This window comes from Mycobacterium sp. 1165178.9 (genome assembly GCF_001673555.1).
Classification (GTDB): Bacteria; Actinomycetota; Actinomycetes; order Mycobacteriales; family Mycobacteriaceae; genus Mycobacterium.
In genome coordinates, this window is the sequence record NZ_LZMB01000580.1 from 20,391 (window position 1) to 44,182 (window position 23,792).

A 23,792-nucleotide genomic window follows, 5' to 3' on the forward strand; every position below is an offset into this window, starting at 1 on the left:
TCCCGAGACGGTCTCTAGAAGATCAAAATTGGGAGTTGACTAACCTGCCGGACTTGTATTAAGCTGGCAGGGTTGCCCCAAAACGGGCGAAACAAGTGTTGTTTGAGAACTCAATAGTGTGTTTGGTGTTTATTATTTGTTGTTGTTTTTTGGCCATACCTAACACCCCCCGTGTGTGGGTGTGGTCGTTATTTTGATGCCAGTTATTTGGTGTCTTTTTGTTAGGTCAGATTTTCTCTGATTGTGAATTCACCTCGTTCTGCGAGGAGTTTTTGTTTGGAGAGTTTGATCCTGGCTCAGGACGAACGCTGGCGGCGTGCTTAACACATGCAAGTCGAACGGAAAGGCCTCTTCGGAGGTACTCGAGTGGCGAACGGGTGAGTAACACGTGGGCAATCTGCCCTGCACTTCGGGATAAGCCTGGGAAACTGGGTCTAATACCGGATAGGACCTTTAGACGCATGTCTTTTGGTGGAAAGCTTTTGCGGTGTGGGATGGGCCCGCGGCCTATCAGCTTGTTGGTGGGGTGATGGCCTACCAAGGCGACGACGGGTAGCCGGCCTGAGAGGGTGTCCGGCCACACTGGGACTGAGATACGGCCCAGACTCCTACGGGAGGCAGCAGTGGGGAATATTGCACAATGGGCGCAAGCCTGATGCAGCGACGCCGCGTGGGGGATGACGGCCTTCGGGTTGTAAACCTCTTTCACCATCGACGAAGGTTCGGGTTTTCTCGGATTGACGGTAGGTGGAGAAGAAGCACCGGCCAACTACGTGCCAGCAGCCGCGGTAATACGTAGGGTGCGAGCGTTGTCCGGAATTACTGGGCGTAAAGAGCTCGTAGGTGGTTTGTCGCGTTGTTCGTGAAATCTCACGGCTTAACTGTGAGCGTGCGGGCGATACGGGCAGACTAGAGTACTGCAGGGGAGACTGGAATTCCTGGTGTAGCGGTGGAATGCGCAGATATCAGGAGGAACACCGGTGGCGAAGGCGGGTCTCTGGGCAGTAACTGACGCTGAGGAGCGAAAGCGTGGGGAGCGAACAGGATTAGATACCCTGGTAGTCCACGCCGTAAACGGTGGGTACTAGGTGTGGGTTTCCTTCCTTGGGATCCGTGCCGTAGCTAACGCATTAAGTACCCCGCCTGGGGAGTACGGCCGCAAGGCTAAAACTCAAAGGAATTGACGGGGGCCCGCACAAGCGGCGGAGCATGTGGATTAATTCGATGCAACGCGAAGAACCTTACCTGGGTTTGACATGCACAGGACGCGTCTAGAGATAGGCGTTCCCTTGTGGCCTGTGTGCAGGTGGTGCATGGCTGTCGTCAGCTCGTGTCGTGAGATGTTGGGTTAAGTCCCGCAACGAGCGCAACCCTTGTCTCATGTTGCCAGCGGGTAATGCCGGGGACTCGTGAGAGACTGCCGGGGTCAACTCGGAGGAAGGTGGGGATGACGTCAAGTCATCATGCCCCTTATGTCCAGGGCTTCACACATGCTACAATGGCCGGTACAAAGGGCTGCGATGCCGTAAGGTTAAGCGAATCCTTTTAAAGCCGGTCTCAGTTCGGATTGGGGTCTGCAACTCGACCCCATGAAGTCGGAGTCGCTAGTAATCGCAGATCAGCAACGCTGCGGTGAATACGTTCCCGGGCCTTGTACACACCGCCCGTCACGTCATGAAAGTCGGTAACACCCGAAGCCAGTGGCCTAACCCTTGGGAGGGAGCTGTCGAAGGTGGGATCGGCGATTGGGACGAAGTCGTAACAAGGTAGCCGTACCGGAAGGTGCGGCTGGATCACCTCCTTTCTAAGGAGCACCACGAAAAGCATCCCAATTGGTGGGGTGCGAGCCGTGAGGGGTTCTCGTCTGTAGTGGACGAAAACCGGGTGCACAACAGCAAATGATTGCCAGACACACTATTGGGCCCTGAGACAACACTCGGTCGATCCGTGTGGAGTCCCTCCATCTTGGTGGTGGGGTGTGGTGTTTGAGTATTGGATAGTGGTTGCGAGCATCTAGATGACGCGTAGTCCTTCGTGGCTGACGTGTTCATCGAAATGTGTAATTTCTTTTTTAACTCTTGTGTGTAAGTAAGTGTTTAAGGGCGCATGGTGGATGCCTTGGCATCGAGAGCCGATGAAGGACGTGGGAGGCTGCGATATGCCTCGGGGAGCTGTCAACCAAGCATTGATCCGAGGATTTCCGAATGGGGAAACCCAGCACGAGTGATGTCGTGTTACCCGTATCTGAATATATAGGGTGCGGGAGGTAACGCGGGGAAGTGAAACATCTCAGTACCCGTAGGAGAAGAAAACAATTGTGATTCCGTCAGTAGTGGCGAGCGAACGCGGAACAGGCTAAACCGCACGCATGTATAACCGGGTAGGGGTTGTGTGCGCGGTGTTGTGGGAGTGATATGTCTCAGCTCTACCTGGCTGAGGGGTAGTCAGAAAGTGTCGTGGTTAGCAGAAATGGCCTGGGATGGCCTGCCGTAGACGGTGAGAGCCCGGTACGCGAAAACCCGTCACCTACCTTGTATCAGTTCCCGAGTAGCAGCGGGCCCGTGGAATCTGCTGTGAATCTGCCGGGACCACCCGGTAAGCCTAAATACTTCTCGATGACCGATAGCGGATTAGTACCGTGAGGGAATGGTGAAAAGTACCCCGGGAGGGGAGTGAAATAGTACCTGAAACCGTGTGCCTACAATCCGTCAAAGCCTCTTCGTGGGGTGATGGCGTGCCTTTTGAAGAATGAGCCTGCGAGTCAGGGACACGTCGCGAGGTTAACCCGTGTGGGGTAGCCGCAGCGAAAGCGAGTCTGAATAGGGCGCATCCCCTTTGGGGTGTAGTGGCGTGTTCTGGACCCGAAGCGGAGTGATCTACCCATGGCCAGGGTGAAGCGCGGGTAAGACCGCGTGGAGGCCCGAACCCACTTAGGTTGAAGACTGAGGGGATGAGCTGTGGGTAGGGGTGAAAGGCCAATCAAACTCCGTGATAGCTGGTTCTCCCCGAAATGCATTTAGGTGCAGCGTTGCGTGGTTCACCACGGAGGTAGAGCTACTGGATGGCCGATGGGCCCTACTAGGTTACTGACGTCAGCCAAACTCCGAATGCCGTGGTGTAAAGCGTGGCAGTGAGACGGCGGGGGATAAGCTCCGTACGTCGAAAGGGAAACAGCCCAGATCGCCGGCTAAGGCCCCTAAGCGTGTGCTAAGTGGAAAAGGATGTGTAGTCGCAGAGACAACCAGGAGGTTGGCTTAGAAGCAGCCACCCTTGAAAGAGTGCGTAATAGCTCACTGGTCAAGTGATTATGCGCCGATAATGTAGCGGGGCTCAAGCACACCGCCGAAGCCGCGGCACATTCACGTTTACGTGAATGTGGGTAGGGGAGCGTCCCTCATTCAGCGAAGCCTCCGGGTGACCGGTGGTGGAGGATGGGGGAGTGAGAATGCAGGCATGAGTAGCGATAAGGCAAGTGAGAACCTTGCCCGCCGTAAGACCAAGGGTTCCTGGGCCAGGCCAGTCCGCCCAGGGTGAGTCGGGACCTAAGGCGAGGCCGACAGGCGTAGTCGATGGACAACGGGTTGATATTCCCGTACCCGTGTATAGGCGTCCCTGATGAATCAGCGGTACTAACCACCCAAAACCGGATCGACCATTCCCCTTCGGGGGCATGGAGTTTCGGGGCTGCGTGGGACCTTCGCTGGTAGTAGTCAAGCGATGGGGTGACGCAGGAAGGTAGCCGTACCAGTCAGTGGTAATACTGGGGCAAGCCTGTAGGGAGAGCGATAGGCAAATCCGTCGCTCATTAATCCTGAGAGGTGATGCATAGCCGATTGAGGCGAATTCGGTGATCCTCTGCTGCCAAGAAAAGCCTCTAGCGAGCACATACACGGCCCGTACCCCAAACCAACACAGGTGGTCAGGTAGAGAATACCAAGGCGTACGAGATAACTATGGTTAAGGAACTCGGCAAAATGCCCCCGTAACTTCGGGAGAAGGGGGGCCGGAATACCGTGAACACCCTTGCGGTGGGAGCGGGATTCGGCCGCAGAAACCAGTGGGTAGCGACTGTTTACTAAAAACACAGGTCCGTGCGAAGTCGCAAGACGATGTATACGGACTGACGCCTGCCCGGTGCTGGAAGGTTAAGAGGACCCGTTAACCGTAAGGTGAAGCGGAGAATTTAAGCCCCAGTAAACGGCGGTGGTAACTATAACCATCCTAAGGTAGCGAAATTCCTTGTCGGGTAAGTTCCGACCTGCACGAATGGCGTAACGACTTCCCAACTGTCTCAACCATAGACTCGGCGAAATTGCACTACGAGTAAAGATGCTCGTTACGCGCGGCAGGACGAAAAGACCCCGGGACCTTCACTACAACTTGGTATTGGTGTTCGGTACGGTTTGTGTAGGATAGGTGGGAGACTGTGAAGTACAGACGCCAGTTTGTATGGAGTCGTTGTTGAAATACCACTCTGATCGTATTGGACACCTAACGTCGAACCCTTATCGGGTTCACGGACAGTGCCTGGCGGGTAGTTTAACTGGGGCGGTTGCCTCCTAAAATGTAACGGAGGCGCCCAAAGGTTCCCTCAACCTGGACGGCAATCAGGTGTTGAGTGTAAGTGCACAAGGGAGCTTGACTGCGAGACTTACAAGTCAAGCAGGGACGAAAGTCGGGACTAGTGATCCGGCACCTCTGAGTGGAAGGGGTGTCGCTCAACGGATAAAAGGTACCCCGGGGATAACAGGCTGATCTTCCCCAAGAGTCCATATCGACGGGATGGTTTGGCACCTCGATGTCGGCTCGTCGCATCCTGGGGCTGGAGCAGGTCCCAAGGGTTGGGCTGTTCGCCCATTAAAGCGGCACGCGAGCTGGGTTTAGAACGTCGTGAGACAGTTCGGTCTCTATCCGCCGCGCGCGTCAGAAACTTGAGGAAACCTGTCCCTAGTACGAGAGGACCGGGACGGACGAACCTCTGGTATACCAGTTGTCCCACCAGGGGCACGGCTGGATAGCCACGTTCGGACAGGATAACCGCTGAAAGCATCTAAGCGGGAAACCTTCTCCAAGATCAGGTTTCTCACCCTTTTAGAGGGATAAGGCCCCCCGCAGACTACGGGTTCGATAGGCCAGACCTGGAAGCCCAGTAATGGGTGCAGGGAACTGGCACTAACCGGCCGAAAACTTACCAACACACAATCGCAACCACAGTCCAGTTCGGTGGCAGAAATGCCGCGGAACGCCACACCCCCCACCAAACAAATTTAAATAGAGTTACGGCGGCCACAGCGACAGGGAAACGCCCGGTCCCATTCCGAACCCGGAAGCTAAGCCTGTCAGCGCCGATGATACTGCCCATACGGGTGGAAAAGTAGGACACCGCCGAACATACACAAAAACACCCCCGTCGCCGGGGGTGTTTTTGCATCCGCAGACAAATCGGAGCTCTAATCGAATAGCGTTAATTCCGCAGGGGCACTTGTGCGGCTGCGCTCCATCTCGAGAAGCGTTCGTTTCCGGTCGAGCCCGCCGCCGTAACCCGTAAGGCTGCCGTTGGCGCCGATCACTCGGTGACACGGAACGACTATCGCGATCGGATTGTGTCCGTTGGCCAAACCCACCGCGCGTGCCGAGCCGGTAGCCCCGATCTGGCCGGCGATCTGTCCATAGGATCGCGTCTCCCCGTACGGGATGGTCAGCAGCGCGTTCCACACCCTGCGCTGGAATTCGGAGCCACGCAGGTCGAATTCGAAATCGAAGTCGGTGCGCTCGCCGGCGAAATACGCGCCGAGTTGCTCGACGGCCTCGCCGAATGCCTGCGGGTTCGGCGACCAGTCAGTGCGGCTCGGCTCGTAGGTCTGGTCGACCATGCGAAGGTTCGTCAGCACCGAGCCGCGCCCGGCCAGGGTCAGCAGTCCGATCGGGCTGTCGATGATGCGGTACTGGATCATGCGACCTCCTGTGGCGGCCAATGGTTTACCGGATGCTCGAGAGTGGTCCAGAGGTATTGGGTGGCATAGGAACGCCAGGGTCGCCAACGCGCACCGCGCGCGACGAGCGAGCGTTCGTCGGACGCCAGGCCCAGCTGTTCAGCGGCCAGGCGTAGCCCCAGATCACTGGCGGGAAACGCGTCGGGGTCGCCGAGGCCGCGCATTGCGATCACTTCCGCGGTCCAGGGCCCGACCCCGGGCAAGGCGAGCAATTGCCGTCGGGCGCTCTCCCAGTCGCAGCCGGCGCTCAATTCCACACTTCCGGCGGCCAAGCCGGCGACCAGAGCACTCAATGTCCGTTGCCGGGCCTTGGGCACCGCCAGATGGATGGGATCGATGTCCGCGAGTTGCTCAACGGATGGGAAGGTGTGGGTCAAGGATCCCTCGGGATCGTTGATCGGCTGCCCGTACGCGGCGACCAGGCGGCCCGCATGAGTGCTCGCCGCCTTTGTGGACACCTGCTGGCCCAGCACCGCGCGCACCGCCAGTTCGGCTTCGTCAACAGTGCGCGGAATCCGCTGCCCCGGCGCCTTGGCAACGACGGCGCAGAACTCCTCGTCGTCGCTCAGCGCTTCGTCCACCGCGTCCGGGTCGGCATCGAGGTCGAGCAGCCTCCTGCAGCGCGCGATAGCCGTTGTCAGATCACGAAAGTCGTCGAGCACGAGCACGCACCGGACATGGTCGACGGCAGGGGTCAGGGTGACGATTGCGTTGCCGAACGGAAGGCGCAGACTGCGTCGGTAGGCGCCATCGCGGACTTCCTCGCAACCGGGCACCGTGCTGGCTGCCAGATGACCGAAGACGCCCGCGTAGGCGAAGGGCGTGCGTACCGGGAGCCGAAGGCACACGGTGCCAGGGGAATTCGGGCTCGAGCCCGCGCGTGTCGTCGCGCGCTGACGCAGCGTACGCGGTGTGTTCTCGAAGACCGCGCGCACGGTGTCGTTGAACTGACGGATGCTGGAAAACCCCGCGGCGAAGGCGACGTCGCCGAATGGCAGGTCGGTGGTTTCGATCAGCACCCGGGCGGTCTGTGCCCGTTGTGCGCGGGCCAGCGCGAGCGGGCCGGCCCCGACCTCCGCCTGTAACAGCCGCTCCAGCTGTCGGGTGGTGTAACCGAGATGGGCGGCCAAGCCGCCGACGCCTTCGCGGTCCACCGTCCCGTCTGCGATCAGGCGCATCGTTCGTGCCACGACGTCACCGCGCACGTTCCACTCCGGAGAACCCGGGGACGCGTCGGGGCGGCAACGCTTGCATGCTCGAAAGCCCGCTCGCTGAGCGGCCGCCGCCGTCGGGTAGAACCGCACGTTACGCGCGAACGGGGGCCGCACCGGGCAACTGGGCCGGCAGTAGATGCGGGTGGTCAGGACCGCGGTGACGAACCATCCGTCGAAACGGGCGTCCTTGGACTGGACGGCCCGGTAGCAGCGTTCGAAATCGTCGTGCACGTTTCCAGGTTTACACCCGCCCGCCGACAAAACTGGCGGAAAAGCGACATCGTCGTGGAAGCGGGAGTGACCCGACTCGCCGTCACCAGTCGGCCGGTCTGAGTCCCGATCACGACGGACGCACGTAGCCGTAGCTGTAGCCGTAGCCAAGACATGTGCGCCCTTGAAACGGGTCTGCAAACCCCCGACAACTTTCGAGCCGAGGTTATGCAGTTGTCGCTGCGTTCAATTCGGCTCGAAACCGATCATTCAAGGTCGACGGGCGACGCCAGTTGAGTGGGCCGTTCATGTCCGCGCAGGGTCACGGTTTCGCCCAATGACCAACGCGCCCGCTCGTTTTCGCTCGCACCCTCGATCGCTTCGGCCGTCGCCAGAAGTCGGCTCGAGTGCGACTTGGCAAGTTCGCAAAGCCGGGCCGCCTCGTTGACCGGTTCACCGATCACGGTGTATTCGAAACGCTCCCTGGCGCCGACGTTTCCGGCAACGGCACGACCCGCCGCCACACCGATGCCGGCCGAGAGCTCAGACATTTCATCGGCCAGTCGCTCGGTGATGCAGCGCGCGGCGGCGAGCGCGGCGTCCTCCGGGCTGTCCAGGTGATTCGGTGCTCCGAAGATGGCCAGCGACGCATCGCCTTCGAACTTGTTGACCAGCCCGCAATGTCGATCCACTTCTTCGACGACGATGGCGAAAAACTGGTTGAGGACATTAACGACTTCGGCCGGGCGGCTGTTCGTCACCAGCTGCGTGGAGCCGACGATATCGATGAAGACCACGGCGACGTGGCGTTCTTCGCCGCCCAGCTTCGGCCGCTCGCGTTCGGCGGCCAGGGCGACCTCGCGGCCGACGTGCCGGCCGAAAAGGTCGCGCACGCGTTCCCGCTCGCGCAAGCCGTCTACCATCGCGTTGAATCCGCGCTGCAGCTCACCGAGTTCGGTTCCGTCGAACACCACCAGATCGCCGCGGAGGTTTCCCCGCTCGACACGTCGCAGCGCCGCCATGACTACGCGCACCGGTGTCGCCGTCAGCCAGGCCAGGATCCACATCAGGACGCATCCGAAGATCAGCGTCGCAAACGACACCATCAGCACAGCGACCTCGAACTCGGTCTCGGTCAAGTTTCGCATCATGATCTGGAATGTGGTCAGGACGACGATGCCGATGACCGGCACGCCCGACCCGACGAACCACACCGTCATGGTCCGGCCCATGATGCCGGCCGCCAGTCGCCGTGGCGGCGGGCCGGCCTCGAGAGCCTGGGCCGCCACCGGCCGCAGCGCGAACTCGGCGAGCAGATAGCTCCCGGTGGCCACCAGAACCCCGCAGAAGCCGACTCCCACGAGGAACCGCGGAATAAACAGGGTGTTGGCCAGGCCGTAGAGGACCGTCAGCACTACCGCCCCGACGCCCCACAAAATGAGGTCGACCAACGCGATTCGCCACGGGGCGATGAACGTGTTGCGCTCGTCCTCAGCGGTGGGCGCGCGCTCCTCGATCGCCCACCGCAATGCGAGCACGGTCCGGCGAGTGATCCAGTAGACGCCCACGGTCAGGGCAAGCGCGACATAGGCCGGCGCGGCGCCGAAAGTGATCCACCAGGGCGCGTCGTTGAACACGCTCGGTGCGGGAATGGCGACCGTCACCAACAGCAGCGCGGCGCCGATGCCGATCAGGTTTGCGCCCAACACCAGCACGGTCAGGATGACCTGAATGCGGATGCGGCGGCGGTGTTGGCTCTCCGAGACCCGCCCGAGTAGGAACGACCCGTATGCAGGTGTTTCCGGCAGGCGTCCGCTCTGACGGGTGACTCTCTCCAGCACCCGCCCTATACGTCGTGCCATCGTCTGACTGGCCCACATCGTGGCGTCAGCCTATGACGTCGGCCACGCTCTAAGGTGAGTCGGGTGCGTCTAGTGATCGCTCAATGCACCGTTGACTATGTCGGCAGGCTCACCGCGCATCTGCCATCCGCGCGCAGGTTGCTGCTGTTCAAGGCCGATGGATCGGTCAGTGTGCACGCCGACGACCGCGCCTACAAGCCGCTGAATTGGATGAGCCCGCCGTGCTGGCTGACCGAAGAGACCGGTGATCAGGCCCCGGTGTGGGTGGTCGAGAACAAGGCCGGCGAACAACTGCGCATCACCGTCGAGGAGATCGAACACGACTCGAGCCACGAGCTCGGCATCGATCCCGGGCTGGTCAAGGACGGCGTCGAGGCGCACCTGCAGGCGCTGCTCGCCGAGCACGTGCAACTGCTGGGCGAGGGATACACGCTGGTTCGCCGCGAATACATGACGGCCATCGGCCCGGTCGATCTGCTCTGCCGCGACGAACGCGGCGGCTCGGTGGCGGTGGAGATCAAGCGTCGCGGCGAGATCGACGGTGTCGAGCAGCTCACCCGGTACCTGGACCTGCTCAACCGCGACACCGTGCTCGCGCCCGTAAAAGGGGTGTTCGCCGCCCAGCAGATCAAGCCGCAGGCACGCACGCTGGCGACCGACCGCGGCATCCGTTGTCTGACATTGGATTACGACAAGATGCGCGGGATGGACAGCGACGAATACCGGCTGTTCTGACGGGTCGCCACTAGACTGCACCCATGGCTCGGCGCCGTATCCCGCCACGTCAGCAGCGGTCGTTGGCCCCACCGTCGGCACCGCATCGGGTGGAGCTCGGGCCCGATGGCCACGAGTACGAAGTCCGTCCCGTCCCGGCGGCCCGTGCGGTCAAAACCTATAGGTGTCCCGGCTGCGACCACGAAATACGCTCCGGCTCAGCGCATCTGGTGGTGTGGCCGACCGACTCGACGCTCGGGGGAGGCCCGGGTCAAGTCGAGGACCGCCGGCATTGGCACACGCCATGCTGGGCGCACCGCGCTACCCGCGGTCCCACCAGAAAGTGGTCGTGAATTCGAAGTCTCAGGCGCCCGGTTCGACGAGTTCGATGAGAACGCCGCCGCCGTCCTTGGGGTGGATGAAGTTCATCCGGGAGTTTGCCGTACCGCGTCGGGGTGCGTCGTAGATCAGGCGCACGCCTTGCTCGCGGAGCTGTTCGGAAAAGGTGTCGAGGTCACTGACCCGAACGGCCATCTGCTGGATGCCCGGACCGCGCTTGTCGAGGAACTTCGCGATCGTCGAGGACTCGTCGAGGGGGGCCATCAACTGGATCTGCGCGGTGCCCGCCGGGCGCCGCGCACAGCCAGCATGGCTTCGCGGATTCCCTGCTCCTCGTTGACTTCCTCGTGCACCAGGATCATGCCGAGGGTGTCGTGATACCAGGTGATGGCGGCGTCCAGGTCGGCGACTGCGATGCCGACGTGATCGATCGCCGTCACCAGTGAGGTGGCCAGGATCTGACGGGCGTCAACTTGATCGGTCGTCATCACATAACGGTAACCTGGCGGCAAAGATTGCGCTTCTCCGGGAGGCCGAAACGGCCATCGAGGGAGCGCCTAGTAGCCCTTAGGAGACAGTCATGACGACGTCGGTGATCGTTGCTGGAGCACGGACACCCATTGGCAAGTTGATGGGTTCGCTGAAGGACTTTTCCGCCAGCGATCTGGGGGCCATCGCGATCGCGGGCGCGCTGGAAAAGGCCAAGGTTCCCGCCTCCGCGGTCGACTACGTGATCATGGGCCAGGTGCTGACGGCCGGAGCCGGTCAGATGCCGGCACGGCAGGCGGCCGTGGCGGCCGGCATCGGCTGGGATGTTCCGGCGCTGACCATCAACAAGATGTGTCTGTCCGGTATCGACTCCATCGCGCTGGCTGACCAGCTCATCCGCGCCGGGGAGTTCGACGTGGTGGTGGCCGGCGGCCAGGAGTCCATGACCAAGGCGCCTCACCTGCTGATGGACAGCCGCTCGGGCTACAAGTACGGCGACGTGACGGTGCTCGACCACATGGCCTACGACGGCCTGCACGACGTGTTCACCGACCAGCCGATGGGCGCGCTCACCGAGCAGCGCAACGACGCCGACAAATTCACCCGGCAGGAGCAGGACGAGTTCGCTGCGCGGTCACACCAGAAGGCGGCCGCGGCGTGGAAGGACGGCGTCTTCACCGACGAGGTGGTGCCGGTCAACATCCCGCAGCGCAAAGGTGATCCGCTGCAATTCACCGAGGATGAAGGGATTCGCGCCAACACCACCGCCGAGTCGCTGGCCGGCCTCAAGCCGGCGTTTCGCCGCGATGGCACCATCACCGCCGGGTCGGCCTCCCAGATCTCCGACGGCGCGGCCGCGGTGGTGGTGATGAGTAAGGCTAAGGCCCACGAACTGGGGCTGACCTGGCTGGCCGAGATCGGCGCGCACGGCGTGGTGGCCGGACCGGACTCCACCCTGCAGTCGCAGCCGGCCAATGCGATCAAGAAGGCGATCGATCGTGAGGGCATCTCGGTGGACCAGCTCGATGTCATTGAGATCAACGAGGCGTTCTCCGCGGTGGCGCTCGCGTCGACGCGTGAACTCGGCGTGGATCCCGATCTCGTCAACGTCAACGGCGGCGCGATCGCCGTGGGGCACCCCATCGGGATGTCGGGAGCGCGGATCACGCTGCATGCCGCCCTGGAATTGTCCCGACGCGGCTCTGGATATGCCGTCGCGGCGTTGTGCGGGGCCGGCGGGCAGGGCGACGCCCTGATTCTGCGCGCGGGTTAGCCAAAGTCAGGGCCGTGCGCCTACGTTGCTGGCGCGACGCGCCGATGACGAATTGTGATCTTCGTCATATTTGCCGCTCAAGACCCTGCGCGCGGCACTTTTCGCCCTGTCGTGGCGCTGTCTGACAACCGCCGCGGCCGGGTGGATGGGGGGGCCGGGCGCATGACAAACTTGACGGCGTGACGCGTCCGCGACCCTCTGTCGGCCCCGCCCTGGCTGGTGCGGTCGATCTCTCCGGTCTCAAGCAACGGCCCCAGCCGGCGGGCGGTCCTTCCGGAGGGGCGACGCCGCCGGGCGCCGAGGGTGACCGCGGAATCATCGCGGTCACCGAGGCCAACTTCGAGACCGAGGTCCTGCTGCGGTCCGAGGAAGTGCCCGTCGTCGTGCTGCTGTGGTCACCGCGCAGCGACGCGTGCGTCCAGCTGCTCGATACGTTCGCCGGCTTGTCCACGCAAGACAATGGCAAGTGGTCGCTGACGACGGTCAACGTCGACGTCGCGCCCAGGGTCGCGCAGATATTCGGCGTCGACGCCGTCCCCACCGTCGTGGCGCTGGCCGCCGGTCAGCCGATATCGAGTTTCCAGGGGATGCAGCCGGCGGAGCAGTTGCGCGGCTGGTTGGACCAGATTCTCTCGGCGACCGCCGGAAAGCTCAAGGGCTCAACGAGTTCCGGTGAGGCGGAGGCAGTCGATCCCGAGCTGGCCGCGGCCCGCCAACAGCTGGAGGACGGCGACTTCGAAGCCGCCAAGACGTCGTATCAGTCGATCCTGGACGCCAACCCGGCCAACGCCGAAGCCAAGGGGGCGATTCGGCAGATCGAATTCCTCACGCGCGCAACCGCGCAGCGCCCGGACGCCGTCGCCGCTGCCGACGCCGCGCCCGGCGACATCCAAGCCGCCCTCGCGGCGGCCGACGTACAGATCCTCAATCAGGATGTCGGGGCCGCCTTCGACCGTCTGATTGCCTTGGTGCGCAGCACATCCGGCGACGATCGTGCCCTGGTACGCACCCGGCTGGTCGAGCTGTTCGAGCTCTTCGACCCCGCCGATCCCGAGGTTGTCGCCGGACGCCGTAACCTCGCCAACGCGCTGTACTGAAGCGGCTGTTACTCGGGTTCCAGCCACAGCGCCGACGTGGGAGGCAGCACCAACAGTGCCGAGGCCGGCCGGCCGTGCCACGGGTCTTCGGTGGCGTCGACGCCGCCCATATTGCCGATACCCGAACCGTTGTAGACCGTAGCGTCGGTGTTGAGCACCTCTCGCCAGCGCCCCGCCAATGGCAGGCCCAGCCGGTATCCACTGTGCTCGGCGCCGGCGAAGTTGAACACGCACGCCATCACCGAACCATCCTTGCCATAACGCAGGAAGCTCAACACGTTGTTGCCCGAGTCGTTGGCGTCGATCCAGGAATACCCGTCGGGCACGGTGTCCTGACTCCACAGTGCCGGGTGACCGCGATAGACGGCGTTGATGTCGCCGATCAGCCGCAGGATTCCGTTGGAGAAGCCTTGCTCGTCGAGCTGCCACCAATCCAGGCCGCGCTCCTCCGACCACTCGGCGCGCTGCCCGAATTCCTGTCCCATGAACAGCAATTGCTTGCCCGGGTGCGCCCACTGGTAGGCCAGCAGGCTGCGCAGCCCTGCGGCCTTGACGTGGTTGTTGCCCGGCATCCGACCCCACAGCGTGCCCTTGCCGTGGACCACCTCGTCATGGCTGATCGGTAGCACATAGTTCTCGCTGAACGCATACAGCATCGAGAACGTCATCTCGTGATGATGGAAGCTGCGGTAGATCGGATCGCGGCTGATGTAGTCGAGCGTGTCGTGCATCCAGCCCATGTTCCACTTCATCGAAAAGCCCAGGCCGCCAAGGTTTGTCGGGCGCGTCACCCCCGGCCACGAGGTTGACTCCTCGGCGATGGTGACGATACCCGGGGCCGTCTTGTGCACCGTGGCGTTCATCTCCTGCAGGAACTGCACGGCCTCCAGGTTCTCCCGGCCGCCGTAGATGTTGGGGGTCCAGCCCCCTTCGGGGCGCGAATAATCCAGGTAGAGCATCGAGGCGACCGCATCCACCCGTAGGCCGTCGATGTGGAACTCTTCGAGCCAGAACAGGGCGTTGGCTACCAGGAAGTTTCGCACCTCCCGGCGGCCGAAGTCGAAAACGTAGGTACCCCAGTCGAGTTGCTCACCGCGCTGGGGGTCGGAATGCTCGTATAGGGGTGTGCCGTCGAAGCGCGCCAGCGCCCAGGCATCCTTGGGGAAGTGCGCCGGTACCCAGTCCACCAGCACCCCGATGCCGGCCTGGTGCAGGGCGTCGACCAGTGCCCGGAATTCGTCGGGTGTCCCGAATCGGGACGTCGGAGCGTAGTACGACGTCACCTGGTAGCCCCACGACCCGGCGAAGGGGTGCTCTGCGACCGGCAGCAGCTCGACATGGGTGAACCCGTGCTCCACCACGTAATCGGTCAGCTCGCGAGCCAACTGCCGATAGTTAAGGCCGGGACGCCAGGAACCCAGGTGGACCTCGTACGTGCTCATCGGCTCGAATACCGGGTTGCGCTGCGCGCGCTCCGTCATCCAGTCGGCGTCTTCCCAGGTGTACTGGCTGCGCGTGACCCTCGAGGCGGTGTGCGGCGGCACCTCGGTGGCGAACGCCATCGGATCCGCCCGGTCGGTCACGACGTCATCGGCGCCGTGCACGCGGAACTTGTACAGCCCCTCGAGTGGGAAGCCGGGCCAGAACAGCTCCCAGACGCCGGATGACCCCAGCACCCGCATCGGGGCTTCATTGCCGGTCCAGCCGTTGAACTCACCGATCAGATTGACGCCCTTGGCGTTAGGCGCCCACACCGCAAACGACACCCCGGTGACGACACCGTCGGCCGTGGTGAACGAACGAGGATGTGCGCCAAGGACTTCCCAGAGCCGCTCATGGCGTCCCTCCCCGAACAGGTGGAGGTCGACCTCACCCAACGTCGGCAGAAAGCGGTACGCGTCGGCGACGACGTACGGTTCGGCACCTTCATAGGTGATCTGCAGCCGATAGTCGATCAAGTCGGCGAACGGCAACACCACCGCGAAAAGACCGGAATCGATGTGCTGCATGGGGAATCGGTCGTCACCGACCAGCGCGGCGACTTCGACCGCATGCGGCCGGTACGCCCGAATGACGGTGTGACCGTCGTATTCGTGGGCGCCCAGAATGCTGTGCGGGTTGTAATGTGTGCCAGCGACCAGGCGCGACAGGTCGGCCGGATCGGGCGCCAAGTGTGTCCGAGCGAGTTGGTCGGCTTGGCTCATGTCCCTTTCACCTCCGGTCCGTTTCATCGCCTGCGTAGCAGTGTCATGCGTGAGTCATACGGTATGAGCGGCATGTTGATGATGTGCGCAACCGCCTGCCCGGGGTCGATGCGAATGTAATTGGCCTGCCCCCATTGGAATTCCTGGCCGGTGATCTCGTCGCGCACCCAAAACCGCTCGTAGGGCTCCATACCCAAAGCGGCCATGTCTAAAAACAGCGTCGCTTCCTCGGCCCCGTACGCGTTGAGGGTCACGACCACCAACACGCAGTCGCCGGTCGCCGGGTCGAACTTCGAGTAGGCGAGCAGCGCATCGTTGTCCACGGCGTGGAAGTGGATCGTGCGCAGCTGTTCCAGGGCGGGATGGAGTCGGCGAATTGTGTTGAGCTGCGTGATGAATGGCTCGAGCGATCGTCCTTCGGCGAGGGCGCCCGCGAAATCGCGGGGCCGCAACTCGTACTTCTCGGAGTCCAGGTACTCTTCGCTGCCCTCCCGCACCGCCCGGTGCTCGAACAGTTCGTAGCCCGAATACACACCCCAAGCCGGGCTCATGGTGGCCGCCAGCACCGCGCGGATGGCGAACATTCCGGGCCCGTTGTGCTGCAAGATGGCGTGGAGGATGTCGGGCGTGTTGACGAACAGGTTGGGCCGGCGGAAGTCGGCGAGGTTGGCGATGTCGTTGCCGAACTCGGTCAGCTCCCACTTCGCGGTCCGCCAGGTGAAGTAGCTGTAGGACTGGGTGAACCCCAGTTTCGCCAGACCGTACTGCCGTGCCGGTGGCGTGAACGCCTCGGACAAGAACAGCACGTCGGGATCGACGGCCTTGACCGTGGCGATCAGCCAGGCCCAGAAATCCGGCGGCTTGGTGTGCGGGTTGTCGACGCGAAAGAACTTGACGCCGTGGTCGATCCAGTGCCGGACCACGCGCAGCACCTCGTCGTAGAGGCCGGCCGGGTCGTTGTCGAAATTGATCGGATAGATGTCCTGGTACTTCTTGGGCGGGTTTTCCGCGTAAGCGATGGTGCCGTCGGGCAATTCGGTGAACCATTCGCGGTGATCACGCGCCCAGGGATGATCCGGTGCGCATTGCAGCGCCAGGTCCAGCGCCACCTCCATGCCCAGCTCGCGCGTCGCGGCGACAAAGGCGTCGAAGTCCTCGATGGTGCCCAGATCCGGGTGGATGGCGTCATGGCCGCCCTCGTCGCTGCCAATCGCCCAAGGAGACCCCACGTCCCCGGGGGCGGCGGTCGGGGAGTTGTTGCGCCCCTTGCGATGTATCTTGCCGATCGGGTGAATCGGCGGCAGGTAGACGACGTCGAATCCCATTGCCGCGATGCGTGGAAGCTGGGCGGCGGCCGTGGCGAAGGTGCCGTGTACGGGGCGACCCTTGTCGTCCCACCCGCCGGTCGAGCGGGGAAACATCTCGTACCAGGAGCCGAACCGTGCCAGCGGCCGGTCCACCCAGACGCCGTGCTGTTCGCCGCGGGTGACGAGATCGCGCAGCGGGTAGTCCGCCAGAATCTCTTCGATCTCCGGTCCCAGCGCCAGCGCGGTGCGGGTGACCGGATCGCCTGGCTTGCGCAGCGCAGTCGCGGCGGTCAGCAGCGGTTCGCGCAGCGGGCGCGGCACGCCCGTCGCCGCGCGCTCGAACAGTCCGGCGCCGACCAAAAGATCGTTGGACAGTTCGGTCTCGCCCTGACCGGCGTCCAATTTGGCGATCAGCCCGTGCCGCCACGAATGAATCGGATCGCCCCACCCGTCGACCCGAAACGTCCACAAACCGACCTGGTCGGGGGTGAACTGACCGTGGAAAACGTAGGGCTCCAGACCCATCGTCATCGGCAGTGACAGCGGCTTGATTCGTTGCTGGTTGACCTTGGCGTCACGCTCTGTGACCGGCTTTGCCGGAGCCTGCACCGCCTTGATCCGGCGGGTCTCGGCTACCTGCGGATAGCCGGGCCCGAGGTAGCGGACGACCAGAGTGGCCGCGACGGCCTCGTGGCCCTCACGCCATACCGCGGCGCTGACCGGCACGACTTCGCCGACCACTGCTTTCGCGGGATACGCGCCACAGGAAACGACCGGTTGGACGTCATCGATCTCGACACGACCGGGCACCAGCACTCCGTTCCGATTGTGTGCGGCCAACCCCGCGATCTGCTCCGCGCGGAATGCCGCTCGTCGGGAAACTTCCTGTCGTGGGGAAACTTTCTGTGCGGGGAGGCATCATTGCGACCCCGATAACTACCCGATACCCACCCTAGTCTCCGGTCACACACCGGCCAGGAAAGCGATCCTTCCCGCCGTGCGGGCGCTGAGAACCTCAGTAAGGTAGTTACGCGTGAAAGCCCTCCGCCGGTTTACCGTCCGTGCTCATCTTCCGGAGCGTCTGACCGCGCTGGACCAGCTGGCGACCAACCTGCGATGGTCCTGGGACAACCCCACCCAAGAGCTTTTCGCAACCATCGACCCAGAGCTCTGGGAACGGTGCAGCAGTGACCCGGTGGCGTTGCTGGGCGCGGTGAAGCCCGCGCGGCTCGACGAGCTGGCGCTGGACGAGGCGTTCCTGGACCGGCTCGACGCGCTGACCGCCGATTTGAACGATTACCTGAGCCGCCCGCTGTGGTACCAGCAGCAGCAGGAGCACGGCGCCGAAATGCCGGCCGCGGTCGCCTACTTCTCCATGGAGTTCGGCATCGCCGAAGTGCTGCCCAACTACTCCGGTGGCTTGGGCATCCTCGCCGGAGACCACTTGAAATCCGCGTCCGATCTGGGTGTGCCACTGGTAGCGGTGGGCCTGTACTACCGCTCTGGCTACTTCCGTCAGTCGCTGACGGCCGACGGCTGGCAGAACGAGACCTACCCCTCGTTGGACCCGCAGGGCCTGCCGCTGCGGCTGCTGACCGATGCGACCGGCGAGCCCGCCCTGGTTGAGTTGATGCTGCCGGACTCCGCGCAGCTGCACGCCCGGATCTGGGTCGCGCAAGTGGGCCGGGTGCCGCTGCTGTTGCTGGATGCCGACGTCCCGGAGAACGAGCACGACCTACGCGGCGTCACCGACCGCCTGTACGGGGGCGACCAGGAACATCGAATGAGACAGGAGATCCTGGCGGGCATCGGCGGGGTGCGGGCGATCCGCGCCTTCACCGACATTCACGGCCTGCCCGCGCCCGAGGTGTTCCACATGAACGAGGGCCACGCCGGCTTCCTCGGAGCGGAACGCATCCGGGAGCTGATGACCGGTTCGGAGTTGGACTTCGACACCGCGCTGACGGTGGTGCGCTCCAGCACGGTGTTCACCACGCACACCCCGGTGCCCGCCGGCATCGACCGGTTCCCTATCGAAATGGTCCGGTTGTACTTCGACGACCACGCGGGCGACGAAGCTCAACCCGACGGAAAGGTCGCGACATCCGACGCGGCGCCCGTGTTGCTGCCGGGGGTGCCGACGGCTCGCATCCTGGCGCTCGGGGCCGAGGACGACCCCACCAAGTTCAACATGGCTCACATGGGTCTACGGCTGGCCCAGCGCGCCAACGGTGTGTCCTCGCTGCACGGACGGGTGAGCCGATCGATGTTCAACGAACTGTGGCCAGGCTTCGACGCGAGCGAGGTGCCGATCGGCTCGATTACCAACGGAGTTCATGCGCGCACCTGGGCGGCCCCGCAATGGCTGCAGCTGGGCCGCGAGCTGGTCGGGTCGGATTCGTTCAGCGATCCCGGGGTTTGGCTGCGCCTCAAGCAGGTCGACGCGGGCCATCTGTGGTGGATCCGCTCGCAGCTGAGGGCCATGCTCGTCGACGACGTCCGGCAGCGGCTCCGTCGATCATGGCTGGAACGCGGCGCCTCGGACGCCGAATTAGGTTGGATAGCAACGGCATTCGATCCAGAGGTGCTGACCATCGGATTCGCGCGGCGAGTGCCGACGTATAAGCGGCTGACGCTGATGCTGCGTGATCCGCATCGGCTGGAACAGCTGTTGCTCGACCAAGAGCGGCCCATTCAGCTGATCGTCGCCGGGAAATCGCACCCGGCCGACGACGGCGGCAAGGCGCTGATCCAGCAGGTGGTGCGCTTTGCCGACCGGCCCGAGGTGCGTCACCGGATCGCATTTTTGCCCGACTACGACATGTCCATGGCGCGGCTGCTGTATTGGGGCTGCGACGTCTGGCTGAACAATCCACTGCGACCGTTGGAGGCTTGCGGCACTTCAGGAATGAAGAGCGCACTCAACGGTGGACTGAACCTGTCCATCCGCGATGGCTGGTGGGACGAATGGTACGACGGCGAAAACGGCTGGGCCATACCGTCCGCCGACGGAGTGATCGACGAAAACCGGCGCGACGACCTGGAGTCCAGTGGGCTCTACACACTGCTGGAAGAAGCCGTCGCACCGAAGTTCTACGAGCGCGACGAACACGGCGTACCGCCGCGCTGGATCGAGATGGTGCGCCACACCGTGCAGACGCTCGGACCAAAAGTATTGGCGTCCCGCATGGTGCGCGACTACGTCGAGCAGTACTACACGCCCGCCGCCCAATCGCTGCGCAAGACGATCGCGCCCGCCGACGGCGCCGAAGACGCGGCGGGTGGCGGCGAGTTCGGCGCGGCCCGTGAGCTGGCCGCCTACCGCAGGCGCGCCCAGGAGGCCTGGCCCAAGATCGTCATCACCGACGTCGACAGCACCGGCCTACCGGACAGTCCGGTGCTCGGCTCGAAGCTGACCCTGACCGCCACCGTCCAGCTGGCCGGGCTGGCGACCGACGAGGTCACGGTCCAAGCGCTGGTGGGCCGCGTCGACGCCAGCGATGCACTCCTGGAGCCGATCACCGTCGAGATGTCCTACACCGGCACCGCCGAGGGCGGAAACCAGGTCTTTTCGACGACGACGCCGCTGCCGCTGGCGGGATCGGTCGGCTACACCGTGCGCGTGCTGCCCCACAATCCGATGCTGGCGGCCAGCAACGAGCTCGGCCTGGTCACGCTGGCGCGATAACCGGATCGATCAGGCTGACAGGCCTTCTTCCGGTGTGGCCGCGGTGCGCAGTCGCTGCAGCGCCTGGCGCACCTGGTCGCCGTTGGTGGTCTGCCAGAACGGCGGCAACGAGGCCCGCAGGTAGCCGCCGTAGCCGGCGGTGACCATGCGGGAATCGAGCACAGCAACCACGCCGCGATCGGTGACGCGCCGCAACAGGCGCCCCGATCCCTGAGCCAACAGCAGCGCCGCGTGGTTGGCCGCGACGGCCATGAAGCCATTGCCGCCGCGCGCGGCGACCGCGCGCTGCCGCGCGCCCAATAGGGGGTCGTCGGGCCGGGGAAACGGGATGCGGTCGATCAGCACCAGCGACAGCGACGGTCCGGGCACATCGACGCCCTGCCACAGCGACAGCGTGCCGAACAAGGATGTCTCGGGATCGGCGCTGAACTGTTCGACGAGCGCCGAGGTGCTGTCGTCGCCCTGGCACAGCACCGGCGTCGACAGCCGTCCGCGCATGGCCTCGGCCGCCGCCCGGGCCGCGCGCATCGACGAGAACAACCCCAGGGTGCGCCCGTCGGCGGCGGCGATGAGTTCGGCGATTTCGTTCAGCTGCTCGGCCGAGCCGGTGCCGTCGCGTCCGGGTGGCGGCAGGTGCGCGGCCACGTACAGGATTCCGGCTTTGGCGTGCTGGAACGGCGAACCCACGTCGAGGCCACGCCAACGCGCGTCGTCGTCCTTTTCGGTCGTCAGCCCCCAGGCCGTCGCCATGGCGTCGAACGAGCCGCCGATGGTCAGCGTCGCCGACGTCAGCACCACCGTCGAACGCGAGAACACCCGGGACCGCAGCAGCCCGGCGACCGACAGCGGCGCCACCCGCAACACCGGGCGCGATGAACCCCTGGTCTCCTCGTGCTCCAGCCACACCACGTCGGTGCGGTCCGGGATGGCCGGGCCGAACGATTCCAGCACGCGCGACGTGGTATCCGATATTTCGCTCAGTGCCGCAACGGCTTCGGCGCGCGCCGCCGCCGCCTTGGGGTCGTTGGTGGTGTCGATCGCCGAGCGCGCCGCGCTTGCCACGTCGCGCAGCGCCGTCAGGTAGGTCGCCAGCTCGTCACCGAGGCGATCGATGCGGCCGGGCGTGCCGTCGTGGATGACCGACGCAAAGTTCGCGGTCGTCGCCTCCAGGCGCTGGATCAACTCCGGGTCCACCAGTCGGGCGATGCGCCGGGCGGCCACGCCGAGGGAGGCCGATGTCAGCTCCGCGGTGGCCACCGACGTCACCCGATCGACCAGCTCGTGTGCTTCGTCGACGACCAGCAGCGCATGCTCGGGCAGCACCGCCGATTCGGCCACGGCGTCGATCGCGAGCAGCGCGTGGTTGGTGACTACGACGTCGGCACGGCCGGCGCGGCTACGCGCCCGCTCGGAAAAGCACTCGGCGCCGAAGGGGCAGCGCGCCACGCCGAGGCATTCCCGCGCGGAAACGCTGACCTGCGACCAGGACCGGTCTGGAACGCCGGGCTTCAGGTCGTCGCGATCACCGGATTCGGTGCTCGACGCCCATTCGGTGAGGCGTTGCACGTCGCGGCCCAACGCGCTGACCGCCATGGGGTTGAAGAGTTCCTCCTGTGGCCGGTCGTCGCCCTCTTCACCGTCGGCCGCGCTGCCGTTGTGAATCTTGTTCAGGCACAGGTAATTTCGCCTACCCTTGAGCAAAGCGAACTGCGGACGCCGCGGCAGCGCATCGGCCAGCGCATCGATCAGCCTGGGCAGGTCGCGATCGACGAGCTGGCGCTGCAAAGCGATCGTGGCCGTGGAGACGACGACGGGGGACTCGTCGTCAATCGCGTGGACGATCGCGGGCACCAGATACGCGAGCGACTTGCCGGTACCGGTGCCGGCCTGCACCACCAGGTGCTCCCCGGTGTCGAATGCCCGCGCCACCGCGGCGGCCATCTCCTGCTGGCCGCTGCGCTCACTGCCACCGAGCGCGGCCACAGCGGCGGCCAACAGCTCGGACACGGAAACGTCAGACGTGGCTACCCTCTTCGCTGTTCGGGGCGGCGCTCGCGCCGCGTGATCCTTCGCGGTGCTAGCGCCGGCCGGCGGGAATCTGCGTCGTCGTGATCGCGGGATCGCCGTGCGACAAATTCAATCCCTCCCACGGCAGACTGCGCAGCCCGGAAGTTACCAGCTCGCGCGCCGCGGCGAGGTTCGGTTTGGACACCAGTTCGCCTCCCCGGACCAGGGGGACGGTCAGTACCCGAGCCGGTTCGGAGACGGCGGGCTGATGGCCGGCCGCATACACCACCTCCTCGGTGACGGTGCCGGAATCGCGCGACAGGCGTAACGCCTCCTTGCGCCCGCCGTGGGATTCCTTGTGGCTGCTGCGCTTTTGGACCGGCAACCCGTCCACCTCGACCAGTTTGTACACCATGTTCGCCGTTGGGGCGCCCGAGCCCGTCACCAGCGACGTGCCCACGCCGTAACTGTCGATCGGCTCGGCGGCCAAGGCTGCGATGGAGAATTCGTCGAGGTCGCCGGAGACCACGATGCGGGTCCGGGTCGCCCCCAGCTCGTCGAGCTGTTCACGCACCTGGCGGGCCAGCACGCCCAGCTCGCCGGAGTCGACGCGCACCGCACCCAGCCCGGTACCGGCGGCGGCCACCGCATTGGCCACACCGGTCGTCACGTCGTAGGTGTCCACCAACAGGGTGGTGTCCACTCCGAGCGCGTCGACCTGTGCCCGGAATGCCGCCAATTCGGTCGATTCCGTGGGGGAGTCGGCGCGCGCATGCAGCATGGTGAACGCGTGCGCGGCGGTGCCCTCGGCGGGTATTCCGTAGTAGCGCTGCGCCTCCAGGTTGGACGACGCCGCGAAGCCGGCCAGGTACGCGGCGCGGGCCGCGGCGACGGCGGCCTGTTCGTGGGTTCGTCGTGATCCCATCTCGATCAGCGGGCGTCCCCGGGCCGCGCTCACCATGCGCGCCGCGGCGGACGCGACCGCGGTGTCGTGGTTGAAAATCGACAGTGCCAGCGTCTCGAGCACCACGCATTCGGCGAACGTCCCACTCACCGACAGCAGGGGGGATCCGGGGAAGTACAGCTCGCCTTCGGCGTAGCCGTCGATGTCGCCGCCGAACCGGAATTCGCGTAAGTACCGCAACGTGTTCGGGTCGAGGAACTGCCCCAGCGACCGGCATGCCTGGTCATCGAAGGTGAACTGCGGCAGCGCCTCGAGCAGCCGGCCGGTTCCCGCGACCACGCCATAGCGGCGGCCTTCGGGCAGTCGGCGGGCAAAAAGCTCGAAGGTGGTCCGTCGATCCGCGGTGCCGTCTCGCAGCGCGGCCGCCAACATCGTCAACTCGTACTTGTCGGTCAGCAGCCCAGTAACGACCGGGTCGTTCATTCCATAAC

12 protein-coding genes, 3 rRNA genes and 1 pseudogene are annotated in these 23,792 nt (G+C 64.2%); 8 read left to right on the forward strand and 8 right to left on the reverse strand.

Annotation, left to right across the window (positions count from 1 at the left end; genetic code table 11):
* Positions 1–273 precede the first annotated feature (273 nt).
* The 3 genes from A5652_RS25025 to rrf all read left to right on the forward strand — a co-directional run bounded on the left by A5652_RS25025 (position 274) and on the right by rrf (position 5,391).
* Positions 274–1,804, forward strand: a 16S ribosomal RNA gene (locus tag A5652_RS25025).
* Between the two features lie 282 nt (positions 1,805–2,086).
* Positions 2,087–5,196 (forward strand): 23S ribosomal RNA (locus A5652_RS25030).
* Between the two features lie 82 nt (positions 5,197–5,278).
* Positions 5,279–5,391 (forward strand): 5S ribosomal RNA (gene rrf, locus A5652_RS25035).
* Together the 16S, 23S and 5S rRNA genes form the textbook arrangement of a ribosomal RNA operon.
* Before the next feature lie 59 nt (positions 5,392–5,450).
* On the opposite strand, the gene A5652_RS25040 is transcribed toward rrf, so the two are convergent.
* The 3 genes from A5652_RS25040 to A5652_RS25050 all read right to left on the reverse strand — a co-directional run bounded on the left by A5652_RS25040 (position 5,451) and on the right by A5652_RS25050 (position 9,297).
* A complete protein-coding gene (locus tag A5652_RS25040; protein WP_067358407.1) occupies positions 5,451–5,954 on the reverse strand; it encodes a methylated-DNA--[protein]-cysteine S-methyltransferase in 504 nt (167 codons plus the stop codon).
* Positions 5,951–7,438, reverse strand: a complete 1,488-nt coding sequence (locus tag A5652_RS25045; protein WP_067358408.1) for a DNA-3-methyladenine glycosylase 2 family protein — start codon at positions 7,436–7,438, stop codon at positions 5,951–5,953. Before A5652_RS25045 ends, A5652_RS25040 begins: the two co-directional genes overlap by 4 nt.
* Positions 7,439–7,683: 245 nt before the next feature.
* Positions 7,684–9,297 carry an adenylate/guanylate cyclase domain-containing protein gene (locus A5652_RS25050; RefSeq protein WP_067358410.1) on the reverse strand — a complete coding sequence of 538 codons (1,614 nt, stop codon included), beginning with the start codon at positions 9,295–9,297 and terminating at the stop codon, positions 7,684–7,686.
* A gap of 45 nt (positions 9,298–9,342) precedes the next feature.
* Between A5652_RS25050 and nucS the strand changes: the two genes are divergently transcribed.
* A complete protein-coding gene (gene nucS / locus A5652_RS25055) occupies positions 9,343–10,014 on the forward strand; it encodes an endonuclease NucS (RefSeq protein ID WP_067358414.1) in 672 nt (223 codons plus the stop codon).
* A gap of 23 nt (positions 10,015–10,037) precedes the next feature.
* Complete coding sequence (locus A5652_RS27270) at positions 10,038–10,346, forward strand: hypothetical protein (protein WP_156745532.1); 309 nt, start codon at positions 10,038–10,040, stop codon at positions 10,344–10,346.
* Positions 10,347–10,356: 10 nt separating this feature from the next.
* Here the strand turns inward: A5652_RS27270 and mce are convergent.
* Positions 10,357–10,823, reverse strand: a pseudogene (gene mce, locus A5652_RS25060) (methylmalonyl-CoA epimerase).
* A gap of 89 nt (positions 10,824–10,912) precedes the next feature.
* Here mce and A5652_RS25065 point away from each other — a divergent pair.
* Together A5652_RS25065 and A5652_RS25070 are read left to right on the forward strand one after the other, a co-directional pair.
* Positions 10,913–12,094, forward strand: a complete 1,182-nt coding sequence (locus tag A5652_RS25065) for an acetyl-CoA C-acetyltransferase (RefSeq protein ID WP_067358417.1) — start codon at positions 10,913–10,915, stop codon at positions 12,092–12,094.
* 179 nt (positions 12,095–12,273) lie between these two features.
* Positions 12,274–13,191: a co-chaperone YbbN gene (locus tag A5652_RS25070; RefSeq protein ID WP_067358420.1), complete on the forward strand. Its 918-nt coding sequence runs from the start codon at positions 12,274–12,276 to the stop codon at positions 13,189–13,191.
* An 8-nt stretch (positions 13,192–13,199) separates the two neighbouring features.
* Here A5652_RS25070 and glgB read toward each other — a convergent pair whose 3' ends face one another.
* Positions 13,200–15,395, reverse strand: a complete 2,196-nt coding sequence (gene glgB / locus A5652_RS25075; protein ID WP_067358421.1) for a 1,4-alpha-glucan branching protein GlgB — start codon at positions 15,393–15,395, stop codon at positions 13,200–13,202.
* A 23-nt stretch (positions 15,396–15,418) separates the two neighbouring features.
* Positions 15,419–17,512 (reverse strand): alpha-1,4-glucan--maltose-1-phosphate maltosyltransferase, encoded by a 2,094-nt coding sequence (locus tag A5652_RS25080; protein WP_232001435.1) that lies wholly within the window; start codon positions 17,510–17,512, stop codon positions 15,419–15,421.
* A gap of 223 nt (positions 17,513–17,735) precedes the next feature.
* Between A5652_RS25080 and glgP the strand changes: the two genes are divergently transcribed.
* Complete coding sequence (gene glgP, locus A5652_RS25085) at positions 17,736–20,390, forward strand: alpha-glucan family phosphorylase (protein ID WP_067358425.1); 2,655 nt, start codon at positions 17,736–17,738, stop codon at positions 20,388–20,390.
* Positions 20,391–20,399: 9 nt separating this feature from the next.
* Here the strand turns inward: glgP and A5652_RS25090 are convergent, their stop codons facing one another.
* Both A5652_RS25090 and A5652_RS25095 read right to left on the reverse strand, forming a co-directional pair.
* On the reverse strand, positions 20,400–22,397 hold the full coding sequence (locus A5652_RS25090) for an ATP-dependent DNA helicase (RefSeq protein WP_067358428.1): 1,998 nt from the start codon (positions 22,395–22,397) through the stop codon (positions 20,400–20,402).
* Positions 22,398–22,467: 70 nt separating this feature from the next.
* A complete protein-coding gene (locus tag A5652_RS25095) occupies positions 22,468–23,784 on the reverse strand; it encodes a nicotinate phosphoribosyltransferase (protein WP_067358430.1) in 1,317 nt (438 codons plus the stop codon).
* Between the last annotated feature and the right edge of the window lie 8 nt (positions 23,785–23,792).

Excerpts from the sequence above, each read along its gene's own strand:
- A5652_RS25040 (WP_067358407.1), bottom strand. The coding sequence starts at position 5,954 with ATGATCCAGTACCGCATCATCGACAGCCCGATCGGACTGCTGACCCTG.
- A5652_RS25050 (WP_067358410.1), bottom strand. The coding sequence starts at position 9,297 with ATGTGGGCCAGTCAGACGATGGCACGACGTATAGGGCGGGTGCTGGAG.
- A5652_RS27270 (WP_156745532.1), top strand. The coding sequence starts at position 10,038 with ATGGCTCGGCGCCGTATCCCGCCACGTCAGCAGCGGTCGTTGGCCCCA.
- A5652_RS25065 (WP_067358417.1), top strand. The coding sequence starts at position 10,913 with ATGACGACGTCGGTGATCGTTGCTGGAGCACGGACACCCATTGGCAAG.
- glgB (WP_067358421.1), bottom strand. The coding sequence starts at position 15,395 with ATGAGCCAAGCCGACCAACTCGCTCGGACACACTTGGCGCCCGATCCG.
- A5652_RS25095 (WP_067358430.1), bottom strand. The coding sequence starts at position 23,784 with ATGAACGACCCGGTCGTTACTGGGCTGCTGACCGACAAGTACGAGTTG.